The 23,918-nt window shown below is 45.5% G+C and carries 24 protein-coding genes; 4 read left to right on the top strand and 20 right to left on the bottom strand.

Going from position 1 to position 23,918, the window contains the following annotated elements; all coding sequences use genetic code 11:
* Positions 1-261: 261 nt before the first annotated feature.
* From nagZ to yceD, 17 genes are all read right to left on the bottom strand, one after another.
* Positions 262-1,281 carry a beta-N-acetylhexosaminidase gene (gene nagZ / locus PSI15_RS08375; RefSeq protein WP_273583129.1) on the bottom strand — a complete coding sequence of 340 codons (1,020 nt, stop codon included), beginning with the start codon at positions 1,279-1,281 and terminating at the stop codon, positions 262-264.
* 41 nt (positions 1,282-1,322) lie between these two features.
* Positions 1,323-2,201, bottom strand: coding sequence for a phosphotransferase (locus PSI15_RS08370; RefSeq protein ID WP_273583128.1), 879 nt, complete (start codon positions 2,199-2,201; stop codon positions 1,323-1,325).
* Positions 2,185-2,754: a penicillin-binding protein activator LpoB gene (lpoB, locus tag PSI15_RS08365; RefSeq protein ID WP_273583127.1), complete on the bottom strand. Its 570-nt coding sequence runs from the start codon at positions 2,752-2,754 to the stop codon at positions 2,185-2,187. The genes PSI15_RS08370 and lpoB overlap by 17 nt, the downstream gene beginning before the upstream one ends.
* 69 nt (positions 2,755-2,823) lie before the next feature.
* Complete coding sequence (hinT, locus tag PSI15_RS08360; RefSeq protein WP_273583126.1) at positions 2,824-3,174, bottom strand: purine nucleoside phosphoramidase; 351 nt, start codon at positions 3,172-3,174, stop codon at positions 2,824-2,826.
* A gap of 53 nt (positions 3,175-3,227) precedes the next feature.
* On the bottom strand, positions 3,228-4,013 hold the full coding sequence (locus tag PSI15_RS08355) for a metal-dependent hydrolase (RefSeq protein WP_273583125.1): 786 nt from the start codon (positions 4,011-4,013) through the stop codon (positions 3,228-3,230).
* Between the two features lie 13 nt (positions 4,014-4,026).
* The gene (gene holB, locus PSI15_RS08350; RefSeq protein ID WP_273583124.1) at positions 4,027-5,025 is read right to left on the bottom strand and encodes a DNA polymerase III subunit delta'; all 999 of its coding nucleotides are present in this window, start codon (positions 5,023-5,025) and stop codon (positions 4,027-4,029) included.
* Positions 5,022-5,678: a dTMP kinase gene (gene tmk, locus PSI15_RS08345; protein WP_045971297.1), complete on the bottom strand. Its 657-nt coding sequence runs from the start codon at positions 5,676-5,678 to the stop codon at positions 5,022-5,024. Before tmk ends, holB begins: the two co-directional genes overlap by 4 nt.
* A complete protein-coding gene (gene mltG, locus PSI15_RS08340; RefSeq protein WP_273583123.1) occupies positions 5,675-6,700 on the bottom strand; it encodes an endolytic transglycosylase MltG in 1,026 nt (341 codons plus the stop codon). The genes tmk and mltG overlap by 4 nt, the downstream gene beginning before the upstream one ends.
* A gap of 35 nt (positions 6,701-6,735) precedes the next feature.
* Positions 6,736-7,563, bottom strand: a complete 828-nt coding sequence (pabC, locus tag PSI15_RS08335) for an aminodeoxychorismate lyase (RefSeq protein ID WP_273583122.1) — start codon at positions 7,561-7,563, stop codon at positions 6,736-6,738.
* 69 nt (positions 7,564-7,632) lie between these two features.
* Positions 7,633-8,874 carry a beta-ketoacyl-ACP synthase II gene (fabF, locus tag PSI15_RS08330; protein WP_273583121.1) on the bottom strand — a complete coding sequence of 414 codons (1,242 nt, stop codon included), beginning with the start codon at positions 8,872-8,874 and terminating at the stop codon, positions 7,633-7,635.
* A gap of 74 nt (positions 8,875-8,948) precedes the next feature.
* The gene (acpP, locus tag PSI15_RS08325) at positions 8,949-9,185 is read right to left on the bottom strand and encodes an acyl carrier protein (protein ID WP_012989255.1); all 237 of its coding nucleotides are present in this window, start codon (positions 9,183-9,185) and stop codon (positions 8,949-8,951) included.
* A 150-nt stretch (positions 9,186-9,335) separates the two neighbouring features.
* Entirely contained in the window at positions 9,336-10,070 is a 735-nt protein-coding gene (gene fabG, locus PSI15_RS08320) for a 3-oxoacyl-ACP reductase FabG (protein ID WP_045973532.1), read from the bottom strand.
* A gap of 11 nt (positions 10,071-10,081) precedes the next feature.
* Positions 10,082-11,011, bottom strand: a complete 930-nt coding sequence (fabD, locus tag PSI15_RS08315; protein WP_273583120.1) for an ACP S-malonyltransferase — start codon at positions 11,009-11,011, stop codon at positions 10,082-10,084.
* Between the two features lie 18 nt (positions 11,012-11,029).
* Positions 11,030-11,983 (bottom strand): beta-ketoacyl-ACP synthase III, encoded by a 954-nt coding sequence (locus tag PSI15_RS08310; protein ID WP_273583119.1) that lies wholly within the window; start codon positions 11,981-11,983, stop codon positions 11,030-11,032.
* A 6-nt stretch (positions 11,984-11,989) separates the two neighbouring features.
* The gene (plsX, locus tag PSI15_RS08305; protein ID WP_273583118.1) at positions 11,990-13,042 is read right to left on the bottom strand and encodes a phosphate acyltransferase PlsX; all 1,053 of its coding nucleotides are present in this window, start codon (positions 13,040-13,042) and stop codon (positions 11,990-11,992) included.
* A 29-nt stretch (positions 13,043-13,071) separates the two neighbouring features.
* Positions 13,072-13,242 carry a 50S ribosomal protein L32 gene (gene rpmF, locus PSI15_RS08300; RefSeq protein ID WP_004253223.1) on the bottom strand — a complete coding sequence of 57 codons (171 nt, stop codon included), beginning with the start codon at positions 13,240-13,242 and terminating at the stop codon, positions 13,072-13,074.
* A gap of 12 nt (positions 13,243-13,254) precedes the next feature.
* Positions 13,255-13,779 carry a 23S rRNA accumulation protein YceD gene (gene yceD / locus PSI15_RS08295; protein ID WP_045971312.1) on the bottom strand — a complete coding sequence of 175 codons (525 nt, stop codon included), beginning with the start codon at positions 13,777-13,779 and terminating at the stop codon, positions 13,255-13,257.
* Positions 13,780-13,923: 144 nt separating this feature from the next.
* Here yceD and PSI15_RS08290 point away from each other — a divergent pair, with 144 nt between their 5' ends.
* Complete coding sequence (locus PSI15_RS08290; protein ID WP_273583117.1) at positions 13,924-14,517, top strand: Maf family protein; 594 nt, start codon at positions 13,924-13,926, stop codon at positions 14,515-14,517.
* On the opposite strand, the gene rluC is transcribed toward PSI15_RS08290, so the two are convergent.
* Positions 14,511-15,467: a 23S rRNA pseudouridine(955/2504/2580) synthase RluC gene (rluC, locus tag PSI15_RS08285; RefSeq protein WP_273583116.1), complete on the bottom strand. Its 957-nt coding sequence runs from the start codon at positions 15,465-15,467 to the stop codon at positions 14,511-14,513. The two genes, PSI15_RS08290 and rluC, sit on opposite strands and share 7 nt — an antisense overlap.
* A gap of 557 nt (positions 15,468-16,024) precedes the next feature.
* Between rluC and rne the strand changes: the two genes are divergently transcribed.
* Both rne and PSI15_RS08275 read left to right on the top strand, forming a co-directional pair.
* On the top strand, positions 16,025-19,222 hold the full coding sequence (rne, locus tag PSI15_RS08280; RefSeq protein ID WP_273583115.1) for a ribonuclease E: 3,198 nt from the start codon (positions 16,025-16,027) through the stop codon (positions 19,220-19,222).
* Between the two features lie 103 nt (positions 19,223-19,325).
* Positions 19,326-19,952 carry an SDR family oxidoreductase gene (locus tag PSI15_RS08275; RefSeq protein WP_273583114.1) on the top strand — a complete coding sequence of 209 codons (627 nt, stop codon included), beginning with the start codon at positions 19,326-19,328 and terminating at the stop codon, positions 19,950-19,952.
* 50 nt (positions 19,953-20,002) lie between these two features.
* On the opposite strand, the gene tmaR is transcribed toward PSI15_RS08275, so the two are convergent.
* Complete coding sequence (gene tmaR / locus PSI15_RS08270) at positions 20,003-20,323, bottom strand: PTS system regulator TmaR (protein WP_273583113.1); 321 nt, start codon at positions 20,321-20,323, stop codon at positions 20,003-20,005.
* Between the two features lie 253 nt (positions 20,324-20,576).
* On the opposite strand from tmaR, the gene sbcB reads away from it, so the two are divergent.
* A complete protein-coding gene (sbcB, locus tag PSI15_RS08265; protein ID WP_273583112.1) occupies positions 20,577-22,007 on the top strand; it encodes an exodeoxyribonuclease I in 1,431 nt (476 codons plus the stop codon).
* Between the two features lie 91 nt (positions 22,008-22,098).
* Here the strand turns inward: sbcB and dld are convergent, their stop codons facing one another.
* Positions 22,099-23,844: a D-lactate dehydrogenase gene (gene dld, locus PSI15_RS08260; protein WP_273583111.1), complete on the bottom strand. Its 1,746-nt coding sequence runs from the start codon at positions 23,842-23,844 to the stop codon at positions 22,099-22,101.
* Between the last annotated feature and the right edge of the window lie 74 nt (positions 23,845-23,918).

The raw sequence follows: 23,918 nt of genomic DNA, 5'->3' as shown, positions 1-23,918 counted from the left end.
CAAAAATTGCATACTGATTTTCAATAAATTAGATATAAATCAGATTTATTAATCACTGATATTTACAGTGTTAATATTATGTGAATAGCAGCCCTTAAAGGGGTCAAACTGCGCTGTCGGCAAGAACAAAAAATATTGGGGTGGAATAAATCAGTTTTTATCATCGTCATACACGCAAATGATGAGGATTGCTTACTCCTCGTGCCACAAGGAGTAAGCAAATTTTATTAAGACAAATTTACCTAATCCAACATCTTATGATTATTCGCACCCTAACCATTTTTCGCACAAATCATGTAATGCCTGATTCGCCTTTTGCCAACGTGCAGATTTCTGTAATTCTTCCAAACTGAACTGTTTTCCTTGATGGTATAACCGCTTGACTTTGGGTGAATCAATCAGCGGAAGGTTATCCAGCACGCTGACCGCGCCTTCCCGATGGTTGCACACCAAAATCATATCACAGCCGGCATCCAGTGAGGCTTTCGCCCGTTCAGCATAACTGCCCATCACCGCGGCGCCCTCCATGGACAAATCATCGGAAAAAATCACGCCTTCAAAGCCTAGTTGCTCACGAAGTATGGATTTCAGCCAATAGGGTGAGCCACTGGCAGGGCGGTGATCTATCTGAGGATAAATAACATGGGCAGGCATAATGGCATCCAGCAGGTTACGCTGGATGAAATCGCGGAAGATCAGCATATCATGGCAGTTAATGGCATCCATGGAACGGTTATCCCTTGGCGTTTCTTTATGGGAATCCGCCGTTACTGCCCCATGTCCCGGAAAATGTTTCCCTGTCGAGCGCATTCCCGCAGAATGCATGCCCTTGATAAATTTCTCTGCCATCACCATTGCAGGTTCAGGCTCTTCATGGAATGAACGCTCACCAATTGCGGTGCATTTATGACCCAAATCCAGCACCGGTGCAAAGCTGATATCGATATCCATTGCGATCATTTCCGAAGCCATCAGCCAACCCGACTCTTCTGCCAGATGGGCTCCCATCCGCATGTCATGGACACAAGCAAAAGATTGTGCGGCGGGTAAACGCGTAAATCCCTCGTGAAAACGCTGAACACGCCCGCCTTCTTGATCAACCGCAATCACCAGACGGTGGCGGGAAGCGGCGCGAATTTGGCGAACTAATTCACGTAACTGCTGTGTATCGTGGAAGTTGCGGGTAAACAAAATTAAACCACCCACTAAGGGATGCTGTAGAATTTCGCGCTCTTCGTTATCCAGTTCATAGCCAACAACATCTAACATTACTGGCCCCATAGCTTTCCTCACTTCTGTTTATTGATTGCCATTTTAATTCATTACGACAGTTTAAAAGCCTGACGCAAAGGATGCGCCAGCAATAAAAATTGTTGTTCTTTTGTCTGCTGCCAGCGCACTTCATACCACATCAGCATCATATAACTGACCCACGGCTCCCATCGCTGAATTTGTCGCTGCAATAGAGGGAGATGTGAATAGCCTGATGTCTGGGTACAATAATAATTCAGAAACGTTTTTTGCTGCATCTCATCCCATTGATTTCCCTTGAACAGTACCGCCAGTGATAAGCCGATATCGACATCCGCAGCATACTCCCAATCAATTAATTTTAGCCCTTCTTCGGTTATTAACAGATTATCAGGATGAACATCCATATGCGCCGGCGCCAGCTTTAACGCGGAGGGCACGCGGGTTGCCATAAAAAATTTGTGCAGACGCAGCCAACCAGGAGACCGGCGCTTTCTGTCAATCTGCTGCCACTGGGATGCCAGTTGTTTTTTTAATTGAAGGGGATAGCCCAGTAGAGGGTGGCTATGAAGAACAGCGAGCGTTTGAGCCAATGATTGCTGCAAAGTGGTCTGGCCCAATGTATCCGATTTCACTTTGGTGCCAGTGAACCACTCCAGCAATAGCCAGATGCCGTGCATAGCAATGACCCTGGGCGCAATGCCTGTGGAAGATAACCGACGCAAGATCTGATTTTCCCGTTGACGATCCACACCAAGTGTTTCGCTATGCGATGTTTGTGCGCGTCCAATCATCTGGCGCACATCATGGGTCATATCATGATTAGCAATATAATAACTTCCCTGTGTCAGACCCGTTAACGGCCTGATTTCCCAAGATCCTGCCGGAATATCAGGCCATAACTGACACAACACCCTGAGCAAAGCGTTGCCGTTAGTTAACGTCGCCACGGCCTGACCAGAGTATCTCGCCAGTTTTAACCAGCATTAACTGCATTTCCAGATCACGCTGCCCCTGATTATTGGCGACGACGGAATAGAGAACGTAATCGGCATTTAAATAACGGGCCAAGCCAATAGATTTACTGCGCAACCCCAGGCTATCTTCCGCGGATAAACCCAGTGCCTGTCTGGCAACATGAACTTGGGATTTCGGTACAACCTGAAAAGCCTGTTTATTACTAATTGCACTCATGAGCGCATCAGTAGCTTTCAGGGTTCGCAATGAGCTATTCGTGTTGTTCTTGACAGAATCAACAAGCAGTAATTTTCCCGCTTCCACACCATTAGCATTAATCATCTGGTCAACTAATGGCTGAACAATACCTTGCCAATCAATCGACTGAATTTTAGGGGGTTGAGGAACTTTTTCTGATGGCCCTACCGACGGCTCCGGTTTTTTCTCTGGCTTCGCCGGTGTAACAGGAGCAGGCTGCTGAGTTTCTGGCGCTACACAGCTCGCCAGCAATATTGCTGATAACATAACAAAGAGAATTCTTTTCATTAATAATCGACTCCAGTTACATCGCTACCTTGTACCGATACTCATAAGTTAATTTATTCTGCCGGTTTATTATTTTGCTAATAGCGGTCCCAATGGACGGCCACCCACCAAATGCATGTGGATATGGAAAACGACCTGTCCTGAATGATGATTACAGTTCATGATCAAACGGTAGCCATCTTCTGCAATGCCTTCTTCTTTCGCAATTTTAGCGGCTACGGTAAACAGACGCCCCAAAGCAAGCTCATGATCAGCGGTCACATCATTCACCGTTGGGATCAAGACATTAGGGATGATCAAAACATGGGTGGGTGCCTGAGGGGAAATATCGCGGAATGCAGTGACCAAATCATCCTGATAAATAATATCAGAAGGAATTTCCCGGCGGATGATTTTACTAAAAATCGTTTCTTCAGCCATCTTACTTCTCCTTTTGGTTGTGATACCTAAAAATAACGTGTGATAGGGTTAACTTAGTTTGCGTTAATATCGATATGAAACAGTTCACAAAAATTTCTTGTCGTCACCGCCGCCAGTTCATCAATGCTGACCCCTTTCAATACGGCCATATATTCCGCCACATCACGGACATAAGCCGGCTGGTTCTGTTTACCACGATGGGGAACCGGTGCCAGATAAGGTGAGTCAGTTTCTACTAGGATGCGATCCAGTGGCACAAATTTTGCCGCTTCGCGGATCTGCTCAGCATTACGAAAAGTGACAATGCCGGAAAAAGAGATATAAAAACCCAGATCCAACAAAGCTCTTGCCGTCTCTTTATCTTCCGTGAAACAGTGCAACACGCCGCCACAATCCTGGACTTTTTCTTCCCGCAAAACCATCAACGTATCGTCTCTTGCTTCACGGGTATGCACAATCACTGGTTTATTGAGTTCACGGCCAATGCGAATATGTTCACGAAATGCAGTTCTCTGGAGCTCAGCATTCTCTTTCTGATAATAATAATCCAGTCCCGTTTCCCCCATGGCGACAACCTCTTCATCCGCTGCCAGACGGGCAAGCTCTTCGAAATCGTAGCCTTCATCCAAATTCAATGGGTGGATACCGCAGGAATAGGCGACATTTTCCCGCTTACCAATCAAATTCTTCATTTGCCGGAAACCAGGCAATGTGGTTGCTACGGCTAACAGATATTTCACGTCCCGCTCGGACGCTTTCGCCACAACATCATCGACACTTTTGTGCAGTGTTTCATAATCAAGGCAATCGAGATGACAATGCGAATCAACTAAAAACATAATATGCTCGTATCTAAATAAGTGACTGGGCAGGACAAAGCTGCCTTTCCCAATTGAGTAATTGTTCCGTTAGCAACAATTCCCGATTGACGCCCACCACAGAGAATAATTGATGACGACAATGTACCCAATCATCAACGGAATTTAATAATGTTTCCACACTTTGGCTGGAAGCCAGATAATGGATCAACACGTGTTGATCTTGGTTAACACAGTAATTCTGTGCCTGCCGCCGCCATTTCACTGCATCGGACAATAAACTGATCAACCAATGCAAAGATTGCTGTACATCATCACGATTTAGCAATGGCAAAAGTGACAGGGTATCACATTTACGTAATGCCTGTTCAATCGCTTGGCAAAACGCGTTTCTCTGCTGCCATTTTTCAGTCTGGAGCAATTGTTCTGCTGCCAGTGGCGCGCCTTGAGAGAGTTTTAATGCGGTTTGTGCATCCAACGAGGCGATCGCGGGAAGTTGTTTTTGTAGCCAATAAAGCCCGACTGAAAATTCAGGCACGGGAATAAAATAGTAAAAACAGCGGCTGCGTAGTGTTGCCAGCAAATTGACCGGACTCTGGCACTGCAACAGAAAGTAGGTGTTTTTTGGGGGTTCTTCCAGGGTCTTCAACAAGGCATTAGAAGCCGCATCAGTCAGGGATTCTGCGGAGGTAATCCAGGCAATTTTGGCGCCTCCCTGCTGAGAATATTCATAGAGCTTCTCACTGAGCTGGCGTACTGCGTCTACCCCTATGGTATTTTTGCCCTTCTCAGGGGAAAGGACGTGCCAGTCAGAGTGCGTTTCCGCCAACATTAAATGGCAGCCGTGGCATTTGCCACAGCTTTTCGTCCCCTGTTTATTCTGGCACATTAACCAGCGACTCAAGCCATACAATAAAGCATCGGCTCCCATTCCCGTATGAGCATGAAACAAAATAGCATGATGCCCACGTCCCTGTTGATGGAGTTCAACTAATTGACGATACGGATGATTGAGCCACGGATACCAGTTCATGCCTGAATTTCCTGTTCTTTTGACCCATGTTGTTTTAACCAATCAAGTAGGGTATGGCGAATATCATCCTGCACTTTTTCCAGAGGTTGAGTTGCATCAATCTGTTTGATACTGCCATCTTTCGCCACCAGTTCAAGATACCTTGCACGGGTACGGTGGAAGAAATCCAAAGACTCTTTTTCAATCCGATCCAATTCACCGCGCTCGAGAGCGCGTTGTAAGCCGATTTCCGGCGGTAAATCAAGATAGAGGGTTAAATCTGGATAAAAATCACCCAACGCAGCTTCACGTAATGACGCCATCAAGTGCTGATCGATACCCCTGCCTCCTCCCTGATAGGCCTGAGAAGAGAGATCATGGCGATCACCCACAACCCAAGTTCCCTTTGACAAGGCTGGCTTGATAATATTTTCCACCAATTGGACTCTGGCAGCATATAACATCAGTAGCTCAGCTTTATCTGTCAGTGATTCTCCTTTAACGTCTTGTTTAATCAGCTCACGTAATTTTTCTGCCAACGGCGTTCCGCCGGGTTCACGGGTCAGTACCACATCAGCAATCCCAGACTGTTTCAAGGTTTCAACCACTGTTTGGATTGCTGTTGTTTTTCCCGCGCCCTCAAGCCCTTCAATTACAATAAATTTGCTGTTCATTTATCCTGCTTTAACCTTTGGCGATAAAAACTGACTGCTTTATTATGTTCTGTCAGATTGGTGGTGAATGTATGGCCCCCATCACCATTGGCGACAAAATATAAGTATTGTGTCACAGCGGGGTGCGCTGCTGCCTTAATTGAAGCCAAACCCGGCATAGCGATGGGGGTAGGTGGTAATCCATCAATCATATAAGTGTTGTAGGCGGTGAATGTGTTGAGGTTGCTGCGGAAAATTGTTCCCGTATATTTATCACCCAATCCATAAATCACCGTCGGATCAGTTTGCAATCTCATCTTTAACCGTAGACGATTGATGAATACAGAGGCAACTTTGGTGCGTTCAGACTCAATTGCTGTCTCTTTTTCAATGATAGAGGCCATGATCAACATTTCATAGGCACTTTTATAAGGCAGGTTCTTCTCCCGGTTTTCCCACGCCTGCCCGACTACCATTTTCATTTTGTCATGGGCTCGTTTGAGTAATTCCAAGTCACTTGTGCCTGCGGTATACAGGTAGGTATCAGGATAAAACCAACCTTCCAGTGACTCTCCTTCTTTCATCCCTAAAATATCAAGCAGCGCTTTCGGCGTTTTGCTTTCTGTTTCATGCTTTACATAGAGCGCATTCTGCAATGTTTTTGACCAATCAGAAAGACGACTGCCTTCCACAAAGCGAATGGCAAACTGAGTTTCTTTGCCACTGGCAAACAGTTGCAGGACAGCCCTTAAGGACATGCCTTTCTGCAAGCGGTAAGTTCCGGCCTTAAACTTCGCCAGTTCCGGTTCAAGGCGAAATAACCATGACAGTAATTGGTTATCTTCAATTAATTTATGCTGAGTCAGTAAGACTTCCAGCCCAGCGCGTCCCGTTCCCGCCGGCACAGTAAATATAAGTTCTTGGCTAAGATGAATATCTTGATCAGCAAAGTTTTCTATTTTCTTCATAAAAGAAAAAAATAGGATCACAGCAATCGCGATAATCAATCCGGGCAGGATAAAAATGCGCTTTTTTAGTTTCATTCGATCATCACTTTATTTGTGCTTCTGAATACTCACTAAGGTTTCAAACATTCAGGTAATAAATATTCACACAATTCTCTTGATTGATATTCCCACACAGATTGGTTTTTATGCGCTTGAATTTGATTTACTGGCATCACTGGCATTAAGGAATTACAAATAAACACTTCATCTGCATGAGCCAGAACCTCAGGATAGCGCATGACACATGATAAGTGATAATCACTTTCCGCCAACAATTCGATTATCTTGTATCGCATGACACCTTCGACACCACACTGACTGAGATCTGGCGTATAAACATTTTTTCCTTTTCGCCAGAAAATATTGGCAGTACAGCATTCAGCCAATAGGCCGTTACTATCGAGTACCAGAGCTTCATCGACTTTGGTTTGGTCAATGAACCGTTTGATCAGAACCTGCTCCAAACGATTTAAATGTTTAATGCCCGCCAGATAGGGATTAATTCCCATCGAAATAGGACTCAGGGACAATGAAACCCCTTTTTGACGCTGAGTAATATACCGTTCAGGATACGAACTTAAAGATACGATCTGTGTGGGCTCAATCGTATCATCAAAACTGTAGCCACGACCTCCCGCACCTCTGGAAAGAATGACTTTCAACACACCCAATTCACACCCTTTCGCTACCTGCTTAATGTGAGTCTCAAGTTGAGGCCAGTCCCGTGTTGGCATAAAGAGTTTCTCAACACCTCTCTGTAACCGCTTTATGTGCAAAGGTAGCAAGGCGGGTAACCCCTGCTCAACTCTTATGGTGGTAAAACAGCCGTCACCAAATTGTACAGCACGATCATTAACAGGTAAGTCATCGCACTGATGACCATTAATCCAATACGTCATGTTAGTTTCCCCAATTTTTGATAAAAAAGCCCCAACAAATGTTGAGGCTTTTATAAACATAAAGTGAGTTTAGATCTTGCGGAAAATCAATGACCCATTGGTGCCACCGAAACCAAAAGAGTTACACAGTGCGTATTCCATTCCTTCAACTTTACGTGCTTTACCTGGAACTAAATCGAAACGACAATTCTCATCTTGATTCTCCAAGTTAATGGTTGGAGGAACAATCTGATCACGTAGAGAAAGGATCGTGAAAATAGATTCAACTGCTCCTGCTGCTCCCAACAAGTGGCCTGTCATTGACTTGGTTGAACTCACCAATACCTTAGTGCCCTCACCAAAAACATACTCCACTGCACGAGCTTCTGCAATATCGCCAACGGGTGTTGAAGTACCATGAGCATTGATATATCCCACTTGCTCTGGTGAGATTCCCGCATCTTTTAGGGCATTTTGCATTGCTAAAGCAGCACCTGCGCCATCTTCAGGCGGTGATGTCATATGGTAAGCATCGCTGCTCATGCCAAAGCCAACCACTTCCGCATAGATTTTTGCGCCACGTCTTTTCGCGTGTTCATACTCTTCAAGTACAACAACACCTGCACCATCGCCCAGCACAAAACCATCACGATCTTTATCCCAAGGACGACTTGCAGCTTGCGGATCATCATTACGGGTTGATAATGCACGTGCAGCCCCGAATCCGGCAACCCCAAACTCAGTACTCGCTTTTTCTGCCCCACCAGCCAGCATAATGTCAGCGTCATTATAGGCAATGATGCGAGCGGCATGGCCGATATTGTGTACACCAGAAGTACAGGCAGTTGCAATGGAAATGCTCGGACCACGCAAACCATAGAGAATACTCAAATGGCCTGCCACCATATTAATAATGGTTGAAGGTACAAAGAATGGGCTGACCTTACGAGGCCCTGCCGATAATAATGTACTGTGATTTTCTTCAATCAGACCCAAGCCACCAATACCAGAACCAATAGCAGCACCAAAGCGGCTAGCATTGGCTTCTGTTACTTCGATTCCTGAGTCTTCAATAGCTTGTTTGCCCGCAGCAATACCATATTGAATGAAGAGATCCATCTTCCGTGCTTCTTTGCGCGAAATATTGAAGTCTTCATGATTAAAATTCTTCACCACACCTGCAAACTTAGTTGCATGGTTCGCGGTGTCAAAATGTTCGATAAGGCCGATACCACTCTGTCCGGCACACACAGCGTTCCAGGAAGACTCTACTGTATTGCCGACAGGAGATAACATGCCTAGTCCGGTCACGACTACTCGACGCTTAGACACGGTTATCCTCCAGGGAGGGAAAAAATTTAGGACGAAAAACATAGGCGGTCGAATGACCGCCTAGGTATGTGTGCTTATTTACCTGCGTTTTCAACGTAGTCAATAGCAGCCTGAACTGTAGTGATTTTTTCAGCTTCTTCGTCTGGGATCTCGATATCGAACTCTTCTTCCAGAGCCATTACCAGTTCAACTGTGTCAAGAGAATCAGCGCCCAAGTCATCAACAAATGAAGCTGTGTTCACAACTTCTTCCTCTTTAACACCCAGTTGTTCAACGATGATTTTCTTAACGCGTTCGTCGATAGTGCTCATACTATTAAATTTCCTATCAAAACTCGCTTCTGCGATGGTTTTCGTAGTTTATAAAATACAGGAAAAGATGCAACCAAATCCCGGCTGGTCGAACCACAATCTGCTTTTTTTGCACAAAAAACACATCAAAAACAGGGGGTTCGCTCATTTTTAGATCATGTACATGCCACCATTGACATGTAATGTTTCACCCGTGATGTAAGCGGCCTCGTCAGAAGCAAGAAACGCTACAGCACTGGCAATTTCTTTTGCATCACCAAGACGATTGGCAGGTATTCCAGCAGCAATGCCCGCACGTTGTTCGTCTGTCAACGCTCTGGTCATATCCGTTTCGATAAAACCCGGTGCAACAACGTTGACAGTGATGCCACGGGAAGCGACTTCACGAGCCAATGATTTACTAAAACCAATAACTCCTGCTTTCGCTGCCGTGTAATTCGCCTGCCCTGCATTTCCCATCGTTCCAACAACAGAGCCGATGGAAATAATACGTCCATAACGTTTTTTCATCATAGAACGCATTACTGCTTTTGACAGACGAAAAATCGAAGAAAGATTCGTGTCAATAATATCTTGCCACTCATCATCTTTCATGCGCATCAACAAGTTATCACGAGTGATGCCTGCATTATTAACTAAAATGTCTATTTCACCAAATTCAGCACGAATATTCGATAGTGCATTTTCAATGGATTCTGAATCTGTGACATTCAGTACAAAACCTTTGCCTTTATCACCCAGGAAGGCACTGATCGCTTCAGCTCCCTTCTCACTGGTTGCAGTGCCAACAACACGCGCACCACGTTCAACCAATAATTCTGCAATCGCGCGACCTATGCCACGGCTGGCGCCAGTGACCAGTGCAATTTTTCCATCAAAGCTCATGTTTTCCTCAGTCATTTATTCAGAGCAACTGTGAGTGATGATACATCATTTACTGCGACAGCACTTAAAGTATCAACAATACGTTTCGTTAGCCCGGTGAGTACCTTACCTGGTCCGATCTCTAACAGTTGTTCAATTCCCTGTTCAGCAATATATTCCACTGATTCTGTCCAACGAACCGGATTATACAACTGACGAACCAAGGCGTCTCGAATAGCATCGGCAGATTCTTCTACTTTTACATCGACGTTATTCACGACAGGAAATTGTGGCTGATTAAACACAACTTTTTGCAGTGCGGCCGCCAATTGCTCGGCTGCGGACATCATCAGTGCGCAGTGCGAAGGCACACTGACAGATAACGGCAACGCGCGTTTGGCACCCGCGGCTTTACATGCCGCTCCCGCACGCTCTACCGCCTCTTTCTCACCTGCGATAACAACCTGCCCAGGTGAGTTAAAATTAACCGGTGAAACAATCTGACCTTGTGCTGACTCTTCACATGCCTTTGCAATGGATTCATTATCTAAACCAATAATGGCATACATTGCTCCCTGCCCTTCGGGGACAGCTTCCTGCATCAACTTCCCACGCAATTCAACCAGTTTAATGGCTTGCTGGAATTCAATCACACCCGCACAGACCAGCGCAGAATATTCGCCAAGACTATGACCTGCCATGATGGAAGGAGCCTTGCCCCCTTTTTCCTGCCATACACGCCAAATTGCCACCGACGCTGCCAGCAGAGCAGGCTGAGTTTTCCAAGTCTTGTTCAGTTCTTCTACAGGCCCTTGCTGAACTAATGTCCATAAATCATATCCCAAAACCGCCGAGGCCTCTGCGAACGTCTGCTCAACCAGTGGAAATTCTGCGGCTAAATCTGCCAACATACCCAGAGATTGAGAACCTTGACCGGGAAACACCATTGCAAAATTAGACATGTTTATTTTCCTGTTAAATTAAAAACGTACCAGCGCTGAGCCCCAGGCAAAGCCACCGCCAAATGCTTCAAGTAAAATTAGTTGGCCGCGTTGGATTCTGCCATCGCGTACCGCTTCATCAAATGCTGTCGGAACAGATGCTGCCGAGGTGTTGCCATGATGATCCAGCGTCACAACCACTTTATCCATTGTCATATCTAATTTTTTGGCGGTTGCCGAAATAATACGCAAATTCGCCTGATGAGGGACGAGCCAATCAAGCTGAGAGTGAGGTATGTTATTGGCTTCTAATGTTTCCTCAACAATATTCGCTAATTCACGGACAGCCACTTTAAAGACTTCATTACCCGCCATCGTCACATATTCTGGTGTATCACACTTCACTCGGCTTTGATGAGGCAGTGACAGTAAATCACCATAACGCCCATCAGCATGAAGATGTGTGGATAGGATACCCGGTTCCTCTGACGCCCCCACGACCATGGCTCCCGCCCCATCGCCGAAAAGGATCACTGTACCGCGATCGTTAGGATCGACAACCCGTGAAATAATGTCAGAACCGATCACCAGGGCATGTTTAGCTGCACCTGTTTTAATAAATTTGTCTACCACGCTCAACGCGTAAGTAAAGCCAGCACAGGCGGCTGCAACATCAAAAGCGGCAACACCTGGAATCCCCAGCAATTGCTGAATTTGGCAGGCCGCACTAGGGAAAGCGTGGGTTGAACTGGTTGTGGCGACAACGATTAAGTCAATTTGTGCTTTATCGATGCCAGCCATTTCAATCGCTTTTTCAGCGGCTTTGAAACCCAAAATGGCAACATTTTCATCTGCCGCAGCAATGCGGCGTTCACGAATGCCCGTCCGAGTGACAATCCACTCGTCAGACGTATCTACCATTTTTTCTAAATCTGCGTTAGTACGCACCTGCGCAGGCAAATAACTGCCCGTACCTAAGATCTTTGTATACATTTATGCTTATTCACTCTTGGGTAATACTGCATCCAGCCGGGCAGCGATTCTGTCAGGAACCTGCTTCTCTATAGCTTGAATGGCTTGATCAATTGCAGCCTTAAAAGCGCGTTCATTGGCGGCACCGTGACTTTTTATCACGATGCCGCGCAACCCTAATAACGTTGCCCCGTTATACTGGTCAGGGTTTAGATGGCCAAACCGCTTGGTTACCTGTCTTAGCAACCATTTTTTGAATATCTTCATCTTGAATAGTTTCATCAACCAAGATGATTTTTTCTGCTGACCATCCGGTGACTTTATCAGAGATAAAAACACCCTGATCGCACCTTCCATTGTCTTTAGCGTAACATTACCTGCGAAGCCGTCACATACGAGCACATCTGTTTTCCCCGTCAGTAACTCATTGCCTTCCACATACCCGATATAATTAATCGCCGGGGCATTGCGCAAGGTTATAGCGGCTTCGCGGATATTATCCAGCCCCTTGGATTCCTCTTCCCCGATATTGAGTAGCGCAACACGTGGATTATCCACACCCGCAACATACTCTGCCATCACAGCACCCATAATCGCAAACTGAACTAACATACTGCTATTACAATTAATGTTAGCGCCTAAATCTAATACAACGGTTTTCTGCTGTTTTAGATTAGGTATCACTGTCATTAATGCAGGCCGTTCAATGCCTTCAATGGATTTCAGCATCATTTTAGCCAATCCCATCAACGCACCGGTATTTCCCGCACTGACACAAGCCTGCGCTTCGCCGGACTTAACTAAGTCGAGTGCGATACGCATTGAAGTACCGTGACTGGAACGAATAGCCTGAGATGGCCTTGCATCGCTGGAAACGATATGTTCCGCAGGGACAATTTGCAAACGGCTAAGCAGCTCGGCATTTTGGTTTGCAAGCAGAGGAAAGATGGTTTCGGGATTACCGACCAACAATAGCTTCAATTGTGGATTAGATGCCAGTGCCTGCAATGCAGCAGGCACCGTGACGCGAGGACCAAAGTCCCCGCCCATAGCATCTAACGCTAAGGTTAGATTAGCCAAGATATCAACTTGCTAATGATTAGCTGAGATTACTTGTTGATTACCTTGCGGCCACGGTAGTAGCCATCAGCAGTCACGTGATGACGCAGGTGAGTTTCACCAGAAGTTTTGTCTACAGAGACAAGTGTTGCAGTCAGTGCGTCATGAGAACGACGCATACCACGCTTAGAACGAGTTGGTTTATTCTGTTGTACGGCCATTGACCTTACTCCTTAAGTACTTTTCTTTAAACTGGCTAATACGGCAAATGGGTTTGGTTTTTCTGCTTCAGGAGGCAGTACACCAAACACCATGTCCGCGTCGGACACTTCACAGTGTTCAGAATCATGTACCGGAATCACCGGCAGAGAGAGAATTATTTCATCTTCAATCATTGCCAGCAAATCTATTTCGCCAAATTCGTTAACGTTTATTGGCTCATACTCTTCCGGTAATGCCTCAGCCTGTTCATCATTGACGATCGGGCTAAAACAATACGTTGTGTGAACATGATGACTGAAATTACTGCCACAACGCTGGCACGCAAGCGTAACATCCACATCGGAATGCCCTTTTACAACTGCCAGACGCTGATTATCAATTTGAAATGATAATGAGCTATCTACATCACCATCCACACTGACCACGGATTCTGCAATACGAGAAACCTGCCCAGCAGAGTAACTACCGTGGTAATCCAATCTTTTTTGGGCGGCTCGAAGCACATCAATGGTCAGGGGTAATTTTACCTTCTGCATAAGGCGCGCATATTATCTTTGTAATGAGACATAGTCAAAGAAAAAGGCCAAACATCTGCACCTTTCCGTCAAATATTCGCTTATTAAGCGGCGTATAGTTTAAAATGCCTGCAAATATTTCTCTACGTATTTTATGGAAAAATGATGCTTCCGATTGTTTTATCATCAACTTCTGAATATCGCCGCCTATTGTTAAAAAAATTGGGGTTACCTTTTACTTGTGTTTCCCCCAATATTGATGAAAGCCCGCTGGAAAATGAGAGCCCAAAACAATTAGTCATGCGATTGTCACAGGCAAAAGCCAGTGCATTACAGTGTGAATGTTCTAGCCATCTAATTATAGCGTCAGATCAAATTTGTGTTTTAGATGGCAAAATTACCGGCAAACCCCATAACTTTGAGAACGCTCTCTTACAATTGAAAAAAGCCAGTGGAAAATGTATCACTTTTTATACCGGCATTACGTTACTTAATAGCAAAACCAACGTGGTTGATACGCGTTGCGAACTCTTTCATGTCTATTTCAGAGATCTTAGCGAAACAGAAATTATTCATTATCTCAATAAAGAACAGCCCTTCAATTGCGCCGGCAGCTTCAAAAGTGAAGGCTTAGGCATTACATTATTTGAAAAACTCGATGGCAAAGATCCGAACACACTTATCGGCTTACCACTCATCACTTTGACAGAAATGCTTATCCGTCAGGGGATAAACCCACTGACGGTATGTTCTCAATGATGACTATGCCGCAGTATCTTTAAACAATTCCGCAACCTATCATCCATTGGGGCTTCGAAACGTAACGTTTCCCCCGTGGATGGATGGGTAAATTTTAATGAGCTGGCATGCAAAAACAATCGGTTAAGCCCGGTTGCTGCAAGCTGTGCATCAAATGCGCTATCGCCATAACGATCATCAAACGCAATGGGATGACCGGCATGTAAAGTATGCACGCGGATTTGGTGGGTTCGCCCCGTCACCGGGCTTGCCCGCACCAAGGTCGCAAACGCATATCGTTCTTCAACTTTGAAACGGGTTTCAGACGGTTTGCCTTCTTGGCTAACTTTAACCACCCTTTCCCCACTTTGCAGGATATTTTTCAACAAGGGGGCTTCTACGACTTTACAGTGGGATTGCCATTGCCCGCGCACTAACGCCAAATAGTCTTTCTGCATCTGCTTCAAGCGTAATTGTTCATGCAATGCCCGCAGTGCAGAACGTTTTTTCGCAATCAACAAAACGCCCGATGTATCGCGGTCAAGCCGATGCACCAGCTCAAGGAAACGCGCTTCAGGACGCAAAGCCCGTAACCCTTCTATCACGCCAAAACTCAGGCCGCTGCCCCCATGCACGGCGGTTCCCGACGGTTTGTTTATGACTAAAATATGGTCATCTTCATACAAAATACACTCCGCCAGCGCAGCAACCTTATCCAGCTTGGCAGAAACCGGGGTTTCTTGCTTTTCTGCGACTCTCACCGGCGGGATTCTGATGACATCACCGGCTGCCAATTTATATTCAGGCTTGATTCTTCCTTTGTTGACTCGAACTTCACCTTTACGCAAGATCCGATAGATCATGCTTTTAGGTACACCTTTTAAACGGGCCAGCAAAAAATTATCCACTCGCTGGCCCGCCTCATCGTCATCAATCGTGACAAACTGTACAACTTGATTATTTATTTTCATGGGCAAGATTCTAATAATCCAACAAACAGAGCGCTACTCATTTTTAAATATGTCTAAATAACATTCATTTTTCCTATTTCATTATTGCAAGTGTCTTAGGATAAAGACTAAAGATTAACAACTTATCACTATTTCCTAATAAAAAACCCGCAAAGCGATAAAGTCACCTTGCTATCACCCCAATAGCAATGGAATAATGCTTTCTGGCCACGGTTTACTAAACTATGAATGGCAAGATTGAAATTGTTTGTTGTCTGTTTGATCGGGCAAAAACGCAGCAATGGCGTAAGACGTAATGTTTGATCAAACAATTTATGGGCTGCGGGTGGCAGCTTAACTGGATTGGGTAAAATCTGTACCAATTTATTACAGCATCCCAATAAAGAGTACTGTGTTCAAATGAAATTCAGGCTCGCCGACAAATAGGCGCCTCTATACAGACGATAGCCGTGAGGCTGGCGGTTTTGTAAAAGACACGAGGTCATCGGTAACCAGATAGCTCACCTCTTTTTTACTCGCAGCTCTATATTAATGTAAAAAATAATGAGTAAGTTAGAATGAAAAGAATGTTAATCAACGCAACCCAGCAGGAAGAGTTGCGTGTTGCTCTTGTTGACGGGCAACGTCTTTATGATTTGGATATTGAAAGCCCTGGACATGAGCAGAAAAAGGCAAATATCTATAAAGGTAAAATTACACGAATTGAACCTAGCCTGGAAGCTGCTTTTGTTGATTACGGTGCGGAGCGTCACGGTTTCCTGCCCATAAAAGAAATTGCTCGCGAATATTTCCCAAGTAATTATCACGCCCACGGTCGCCCTAACATTAAGGATCTCCTTAAAGAAGGTCAGGAAGTTATCGTCCAAGTTGATAAAGAAGAACGAGGCAATAAAGGCGCTGCGTTAACCACTTTTATCAGTTTGGCAGGCAGCTATCTGGTTCTGATGCCAAATAACCCAAGGGCAGGCGGAATTTCTCGCCGCATTGAGGGTGATGATCGTATCGAATTAAAAGAAGCACTCTCTTCTCTTGACGTCCCGGAAGGGATGGGGCTTATCGTGCGTACTGCGGGTGTAGGCAAATCTGCCGAAGCCTTGCAGGGTGATTTGAACTTCCGCCTGAAACATTGGGAAGCCATCAAAAAAGCCGCAGACAATCATCCCGCCCCCTTCCTGATCCATCAGGAAAGCAATGTTATCGTGCGCGCATTCCGTGACTACCTGCGCCCGGACATTGGGGAAATTTTGATTGATAACCCCAAAATCCTTGATTTGGCACGCCAGCATATCACCGCACTGGGGCGCCCTGATTTTGCCAGTAAAATCAAACTGTACAGTGGCGAAGTCCCGCTGTTCAGCCATTATCAAATAGAGTCGCAAATCGAATCCGCCTTCCAACGTGAAGTACGGCTGCCTTCCGGCGGCTCCGTGGTCATCGATACGACGGAGGCCTTGACGGCAATTGATATCAACTCATCCCGTTCAACCCGTGGTGGTGATATTGAAGAAACGGCGTTTAATACCAATTTGGAAGCCGCTGATGAAATTGCCCGTCAATTGCGCCTGCGTGACCTTGGTGGCCTGATTGTTATCGATTTCATCGACATGACCCCGGTACGCCATCAACGCGAAGTTGAAAACCGGCTGCGTGATGCGGTGCGCCAAGATCGCGCCCGTATTCAAATCGGCCGGATTTCCCGCTTTGGCTTGCTGGAGATGTCGCGTCAACGTTTAAGCCCATCTCTGGGTGAATCCAGCCACCATGTCTGTCCCCGTTGTAGCGGCACCGGCACCATCCGTGATAACGAATCACTCTCTCTGTCCATTCTGCGCTTAATCGAAGAAGAAGCACTGAAAGAAAACACCCATCAGGTGCATGCGATTGTTCCTGTGCAGATTGCTTCTTACTTACTGAATGAAAAACGTCAGGCGGTCAGTGCAATTGAACATCGTCAGGGCGGTGTTGGGGTTGTCATTGTGCCAAATGATCAAATGCAATCTCCGCATTTCTCTGTTTTACGTGTGCGTAAAGGCGAAGAAATTTCAGCTTTAAGCTATTTGTTGCCACAACTGCATGAAGCAGAAATGGCCCATGTTCAGGATGAGGTTCAACATGAACGCAAGCGTCCAGAGCAACCTGCGATTTCCACTTTTGATCTGCCGGCAGAAGCAGCAGCACCCGCGGCAGTAAAAGCAAAAACAAAAGAGAAAAAAGCAGTAACAACTAGCCAGAAGCCAACAGAAAAACCTGGTTTGTTCAGCCGATTCTTAAGTGCCCTGAAAAAGATGTTCAGTGGCGAAGAAGAAAAACAGACTCAGGAAAGGGGCAAAAAATCTTCTGGCAATGATAATCGCCGTCCATCAGAACGTCGCAACCCTCGCCGCCAGAACCAACGCCGCGAACGTAACGAGGGTGAAACACGCAACAACCGTGAGCGTGATGAACAGCGTAAGGGCCGTAATGCCCAACCGAGAAACAATGTTCAAGACAGCACTGCGATAGATAACGAAGCGCGTGAGACACAGCAGCAGCAACGCCGTGAACAACGAGCTGAACGTCAACGTCGTCGTCAAGAAGAAAAGCGTCAGCAACAACTGGAAACGAAAGCTCAACAGACAATCAATCAACCTGAGGTGGTCGAAGAAGAAGTTGAAGAGCGTCAGCCAGTTATGCCTCGCCGTCAACGCCGTCAGCTTGAGCAAAAAGTACGTATCACTGACGAAGTGAAACAGGAAGCTAATGTTGTGGCCTTGCCAGCCGTGCTGCCTGAATCGGTAGCAGAAAACGCCGGCAAAGAGACAAAAGCGTCTGTCCCCGTCGTTATTGCTACTGATGTTGCAGCGGCTAACCAACCTGCAATACCACAAAATGCAGTTTCCCAAGCGGTTGTTTCTCAATCACCTGCATCACAACCTATTGCCTCACAAACTAGTACCTCACAAAACAGTGAGCAGCAAGATAACACCATGCCGCGCCGCTCCCGCCGTTCTCCGCGCCACCTGCGTGTCAGCGGCCAGCGTCGCCGTCGCTACCGCGATGAACGTAATCTGACACAATCGCCGGTCCCATTGAAAATGGCGGTCGTATCACCAGAACTGGCATCAGGTAAAGTGTGGGTTCGTTATCCTGTAACGCCTGTCAGCGTTGTTGAGTCTGAACTCCCTGTTTCTGTTGATGTCATCAGCGAAACGGTTGAAGAAAAAACCACACCGGTACCACAGGAAAACGTGATTCTGGTGCCGTCAATCACTGAATCCGCATCAACGACAGCAGTGTCTCACACTGAAATAACTGATGACGCTTCCATCGTGTTACCCGCAGAGCCGAAATTAGAAAGCGTGGAATCTGTCATCAACCATGATGAAAAACATCAGTCAGAAGTTTTAGCGGATAAAGTATCACCTGATTCTGAAGAAACACGTCACACAGTGGATTCCATCATTGTGACGCCAATTGTTGTTGAACAGGAACATCATGAAGAACAGCCAACTGTCGCAACGGAAACATGCGCTAAGGCAGAGGAAGTTAAAACGGAAGAGACAAAAGTTATTGAGTCTTCGATTATCGTGGAAAAAAATCATCACGCTTATTCCCCAATGACGAAGGCACCGGCACCAAATAGGGTGGACCAGCCAGTGATTATCACTGAATGGCAACGCCCTGCTTATCCATTTAAAGGCAAAGGCGGTGCAGGCGGGCATTCTGCAACCAGTATTGCAACTTCAGCTATGTCTAGGCCACAGCCATTCGAATAATTGAATGCTGTGATTTATGGTGAAATGGCTCCCTGATTGGGAGCCATTTTTTATTCACCCTTGTTTATTTAAGCGGACTAATTTTATGGAGGACTTCCCGTCTATGAAACCTTGGCTCATTTTTGGTGCTGGAAATGGTGTCGGACGCCATTTGGCTGCGATTGCCCTAAAACAAAATCGGCCCGTCACGGCCTTAATTCGTAATGTACAACAAGCTGAGGAACTCAGTGCGGTAGGCGTTAACGTCATACACGGTGATGCTTGTGACAGAGAAAGCATAGAAAAAGCGATTGCGCAGGCGGGAGAAAATCTGGTTGTATTCTCAACCATTGGCGGCGGAAATGCCGATCATTATGGGAATATGGCAATAATAGATGCCTTGGAACAAGCGCAAATTTCCCGCATGTTATTAGTCACCTCCATTGGGTGTGGTGAAAGCTGGAAGTCATTATCAGCACGGGCCAAATCATTATTTGGTCAATCGGTCAGGCATAAATCACTGGCTGAAAGTTACCTGCAAACCAGCACACTGGATTTTACCATTATCCGCCCCGGTGGACTGACAGATCAATCCGGCACCGGGCATTGCAAACGTTATCAAGCAGAAATTCATGGCATGGTCAGCCGGGAGGATGTGGCAAATCAATTGGCACAAATGGCGGAAGATGAGCAAACTTACTACCAAATTTATGCCTTAGTCGATCCTGAACTCAAACCTCATTGGAATTAAAACCGAAAAACAACCACGCCATTGGGCGTGGTTGTTTAAGCAACTAAAATTTACTTAACGCCACCATCCATTGCCTTAAGTTTTTTGGATAACTCACGGCGTTCTTTAGATAGCTCGGCATTTTTGATGATATATTCATCAACACGTTCTTCATAATCACTGCGCATATGAGCAATAATGCCTTGGATATCTTCAATCGACAGACCGGGTTTGATGTAGTCACCCAGATTATCCAACAAGAGTACGCGTTTTTGGTTATCTCGAATCTTTTTCTCATTGTCTACAATTTCGCGCTGTAATTTGTTTTTGCGACGAAATATACGCACAAATTCCAGTACATTATGGAATGTTGGTTTATTTGTGTTGTCCATTTTTTACACCTTTTTTAATCAGACCGATAATTTCTTATGCTAACTACACAATACAATTTCAAGTGGCGCATAGACAAGTCAGTTTCAACAATTTATTGATCAAACTATTGATCAAATCCACGGCAAGCTATCCATACTCAATCATTCAGATCCGTCATAATATGGTTTACCATGTACAGCATACGTAGTAACACTGAAGTAGTAATACTGAAATAGTAATACTAAAATTGGCGACAACGAAGAGTACACAACCTTGAATACCCGTAAAGAAAACCAGAGTTTCTACTTTCACGACTATGAAACCTTTGGTAAGCATCCGGCCCTGGATCGCCCCGCACAATTTGCAGGAGTTCGCACCGACAGTGATTTCAATATCATTGAAGAGCCTTTGGTGGTGTATTGTGCTCCCGCTGATGATTATCTTCCCGATCCTGAAGCCGTCATGATCACAGGAATTACGCCTCAGTTAGCCTGGAAAAATGGTGTCAACGAAGCGGAGTTCGCCCGACAAATCCATGAAGCGTTCAGCAAACCCAATACCTGTATTCTTGGCTACAATAACATTCGTTTTGATGACGAAGTCAGCCGTAATATCTTTTACCGTAACTTTTACGATCCTTACGCCTATAGCTGGCAGAAAGGCAATTCCCGCTGGGATTTGCTCGATGTATTGCGCGCCTGCTATGCCTTGCGCCCGGAAGGGATTGTCTGGCCAGAAAATGAGGATGGATTACCTAGCTTCAAACTGGAACATCTGACAAAAGCCAATGGTGTTGAGCATACTCAGGCGCATGATGCCATGTCCGATGTTTATGCCACTATCGCCATGGCTAAGTTGGTGAAAAAAGCCCAACCTAAGCTATTCGATTACTTTTTCCAGCTAAGAAATAAACAGAAAGTCAGCAATCAAATTGATATCCCACAAATGAAACCTCTGGTTCATGTATCAGGCATGTTTGGGACTCTGCGCAGCAATATTAGCCTTGTCGCGCCTTTGGCATGGCATCCGAGTAACCGTAATGCGGTTATCATGTGCGATCTGGCCGGTGATATCACGCCAATTCTGCAACTCAGCGCAGAGGAATTACGCGAACGCTTGTATACCCGACGGGATGAATTACGGCACGATCAAAGCTCGGTCCCGATTAAACTGGTGCATATTAATAAATGCCCAATTATTGCACCAGAAAATACCTTACGGCCGAAAGATGCCGAGCGAGTCGGATTAGATCGCAACCAATGTGAGCAAAATCTGGCTATCCTGCGCAATCACCCGCAAATCAGAGAAAAAGTCGTTGAACTGTTTTCTCATCCAGACGCGTTTCCTGAATCGGATAATGTCGATACGAAACTCTATAGCGGTTTTTTCAGTGATGCCGATAAAACGGCAATGGAAATTATCCGGGAAACGTTGCCTCAGAACTTACCTGCCCTGGATTTAACATTTCAGGATGCGCGCATTAAACCGCTGTTATTCCGCTATCGTGCGAGAAATTATCCGGCGACACTGGATGATGACGAGCAACAACGCTGGCTGCGTTATCGTCAGGATACGTTAACACCCGAAAGCATCAGCCAATATCTTGCAACGATTGAAACACTTTTTATTGAATATCAGTCTGATGAAGAAAAGTGCCGTCAGTTAAAAGCATTGGTTAATTACGCCGTCCAATTAGCCGAGTAAAATCAATAGATACTAAGATTCGTTTAATAATAGAAAAAGGCAACCAGCACTGTGTTGTCTTTTTCTATTTTGCTTTCATTATGAAAATAAACTAATCCTGTTGATGCTCAACCGTGTGGCAGCCACATTCTCCTGCCCAATGTTTCAGCTTGGAAGTTTTACCTATTCCCGGATTTAAGCTGTTGGTCGGATCAGTCATTTGATAAAAACGTTTAAGCTGTGGTTTGGCTTTATATAAGTGACCGACGTTATGTTCAGCAGGATACTCTGCCCCACGCTGATTCAAAATTTCCAGCATTTTTATTTTCAGGGCGTGAACATCGGTGCCTTTTTTGACGATATAGTCTTGATGGAATACATGGCACATAAAGTGTCCATAATACAGCCGATGAACCAGCGCATCGTTAATTTCAGCCGGCAAAGTTTCAAACCATTCACGATCATTACGGCGCAAGGCAATGTCCAATGGCAAAATATCTTCTACTTCATGACTGTGAACAGCTTGGTAACGAATAGCAGCCCCTGCGGCGGCAAAACGGTGTAAGAATGCTTTTGCACCTTCTTCTGGAGTACAAGCAAAATATTCTCCATCCGCTTGCTTAAAATAACTTTCCAACCACTCACCCGCCTCTTTAATGCCTTCACCTGACATTTTTAGCATCAAGTGATGCTCAAAGCGGTTCCGGTACACTTTCAGGCGGGCGGGCAAATGAGAAGGCAATAAGCGGCTCAATCCCTGCATAATACGATCGGTCAGATGTGAGGGTAAAAACGGCACTTTACCTAATATGGTATCTGCCCGACCCTTCAAATTGAAAAACATTGGCATTTTATCTGTACCGAGTTTATCAATCATCACAAAGGTGTCTTTCCCATAGATTTCTGCGATATCAAATATATCCCGATGCATATATTCCCCGGCAACGGGCAAGTGCCGGAAATTCGACAAAATATGACGGCGTAACTCCGTCAGTACATCCGGTTGATTGGTTCCGATGTAGAAAACTTGTGAAGAGGACTCTGCGGGGAAAGTATCAAGACGGACGGCAAAAACAACTAATTTACCCGCACAACCGGAAGCCTCAAACAACCTACGCTCATCTGCATTGAACCGCGATGGTGTGTCAGCATCAACATCACGGACACGCTGGGAATATTCATGATCAGAGGCCACTTTGTCATTGTGCTGAATATCTTCGGTTCGATAACGCTGCGCTTCCAGACAAGCCAAAATATCTTCAGGTTGGTCACCCAACGATATACCCAAGTGGTTAATCAGCTCAGCTTCTCCCTTTTCATTGACACGTCCATAAAGTGCCATTTCGGTATAAGCCGGCCCACGCTGCACCAAAGAACCGCCTGAGTTATTGCAAATTCCCCCAATCACAGAAGCACCAATACAGGACGAACCAATCACGGAATGCGGTTCACGCCCCAAGGGTTTCAATACCTTTTCCAAATGCCATAAGGTACTCCCCGGAAAAGCAATAACTTGGTTCGTTGCTTGAAGGATCTGGATTTTATCCATATGTAAGGTGTTAATAATGACGATATCGCGGTCGTAATTATCGCCACTCGGTGTAGAACCTTCCGTTAACCCGGTATTGGCTGCCTGCATCAAAATAATTTTATCGGCATCAACACAGGCTTTAAATACTTGCCACAGATCCAATAATGACCCCGGAAAAACAACCGCAAGGGCATTCCCTTGTCCAGAGCGAAAGCCTTTGCGGTAACGTTCCGTCTTTCGGGGTTCAATGAGAATATGGGAAGATCCAACAATATGGGTGAGAGTAGCAATGAATTGCTGATTTTGAGGGGTTTTAGCATCATTCATAATCGTTTTCTTACCTTACGGGAGCCGGGCAAACGTGCTCTTGATGAAATCAGGTATGGCAAAATGCCTGTTTA

The organism is Xenorhabdus sp. PR6a (assembly GCF_028599065.1).
GTDB lineage: Bacteria > Pseudomonadota > Gammaproteobacteria > Enterobacterales > Enterobacteriaceae > Xenorhabdus > Xenorhabdus doucetiae.
Note: the sequence above shows the minus strand (reverse complement) of the source record. Positions and strands in the feature narration are given on the sequence as shown.

What these genes read in the sequence shown, in the direction of transcription:
- nagZ (WP_273583129.1), bottom strand. Translation starts at nt 1,281, where the DNA reads ATGGGGCCAGTAATGTTAGATGTTGTTGGCTATGAACTGGATAACGAA.
- lpoB (WP_273583127.1), bottom strand. Translation starts at nt 2,754, where the DNA reads ATGAAAAGAATTCTCTTTGTTATGTTATCAGCAATATTGCTGGCGAGC.
- hinT (WP_273583126.1), bottom strand. Translation starts at nt 3,174, where the DNA reads ATGGCTGAAGAAACGATTTTTAGTAAAATCATCCGCCGGGAAATTCCT.
- PSI15_RS08355 (WP_273583125.1), bottom strand. Translation starts at nt 4,013, where the DNA reads ATGTTTTTAGTTGATTCGCATTGTCATCTCGATTGCCTTGATTATGAA.
- holB (WP_273583124.1), bottom strand. Translation starts at nt 5,025, where the DNA reads ATGAACTGGTATCCGTGGCTCAATCATCCGTATCGTCAATTAGTTGAA.
- tmk (WP_045971297.1), bottom strand. Translation starts at nt 5,678, where the DNA reads ATGAACAGCAAATTTATTGTAATTGAAGGGCTTGAGGGCGCGGGAAAA.
- mltG (WP_273583123.1), bottom strand. Translation starts at nt 6,700, where the DNA reads ATGAAACTAAAAAAGCGCATTTTTATCCTGCCCGGATTGATTATCGCG.
- pabC (WP_273583122.1), bottom strand. Translation starts at nt 7,563, where the DNA reads ATGACGTATTGGATTAATGGTCATCAGTGCGATGACTTACCTGTTAAT.
- acpP (WP_012989255.1), bottom strand. Translation starts at nt 9,185, where the DNA reads ATGAGCACTATCGACGAACGCGTTAAGAAAATCATCGTTGAACAACTG.
- fabG (WP_045973532.1), bottom strand. Translation starts at nt 10,070, where the DNA reads ATGAGCTTTGATGGAAAAATTGCACTGGTCACTGGCGCCAGCCGTGGC.
- fabD (WP_273583120.1), bottom strand. Translation starts at nt 11,011, where the DNA reads ATGTCTAATTTTGCAATGGTGTTTCCCGGTCAAGGTTCTCAATCTCTG.
- PSI15_RS08310 (WP_273583119.1), bottom strand. Translation starts at nt 11,983, where the DNA reads ATGTATACAAAGATCTTAGGTACGGGCAGTTATTTGCCTGCGCAGGTG.
- rpmF (WP_004253223.1), bottom strand. Translation starts at nt 13,242, where the DNA reads ATGGCCGTACAACAGAATAAACCAACTCGTTCTAAGCGTGGTATGCGT.
- yceD (WP_045971312.1), bottom strand. Translation starts at nt 13,779, where the DNA reads ATGCAGAAGGTAAAATTACCCCTGACCATTGATGTGCTTCGAGCCGCC.
- PSI15_RS08290 (WP_273583117.1), top strand. Translation starts at nt 13,924, where the DNA reads ATGCTTCCGATTGTTTTATCATCAACTTCTGAATATCGCCGCCTATTG.
- rluC (WP_273583116.1), bottom strand. Translation starts at nt 15,467, where the DNA reads ATGAAAATAAATAATCAAGTTGTACAGTTTGTCACGATTGATGACGAT.
- rne (WP_273583115.1), top strand. Translation starts at nt 16,025, where the DNA reads ATGAAAAGAATGTTAATCAACGCAACCCAGCAGGAAGAGTTGCGTGTT.
- PSI15_RS08275 (WP_273583114.1), top strand. Translation starts at nt 19,326, where the DNA reads ATGAAACCTTGGCTCATTTTTGGTGCTGGAAATGGTGTCGGACGCCAT.
- tmaR (WP_273583113.1), bottom strand. Translation starts at nt 20,323, where the DNA reads ATGGACAACACAAATAAACCAACATTCCATAATGTACTGGAATTTGTG.
- dld (WP_273583111.1), bottom strand. Translation starts at nt 23,844, where the DNA reads ATGAATGATGCTAAAACCCCTCAAAATCAGCAATTCATTGCTACTCTC.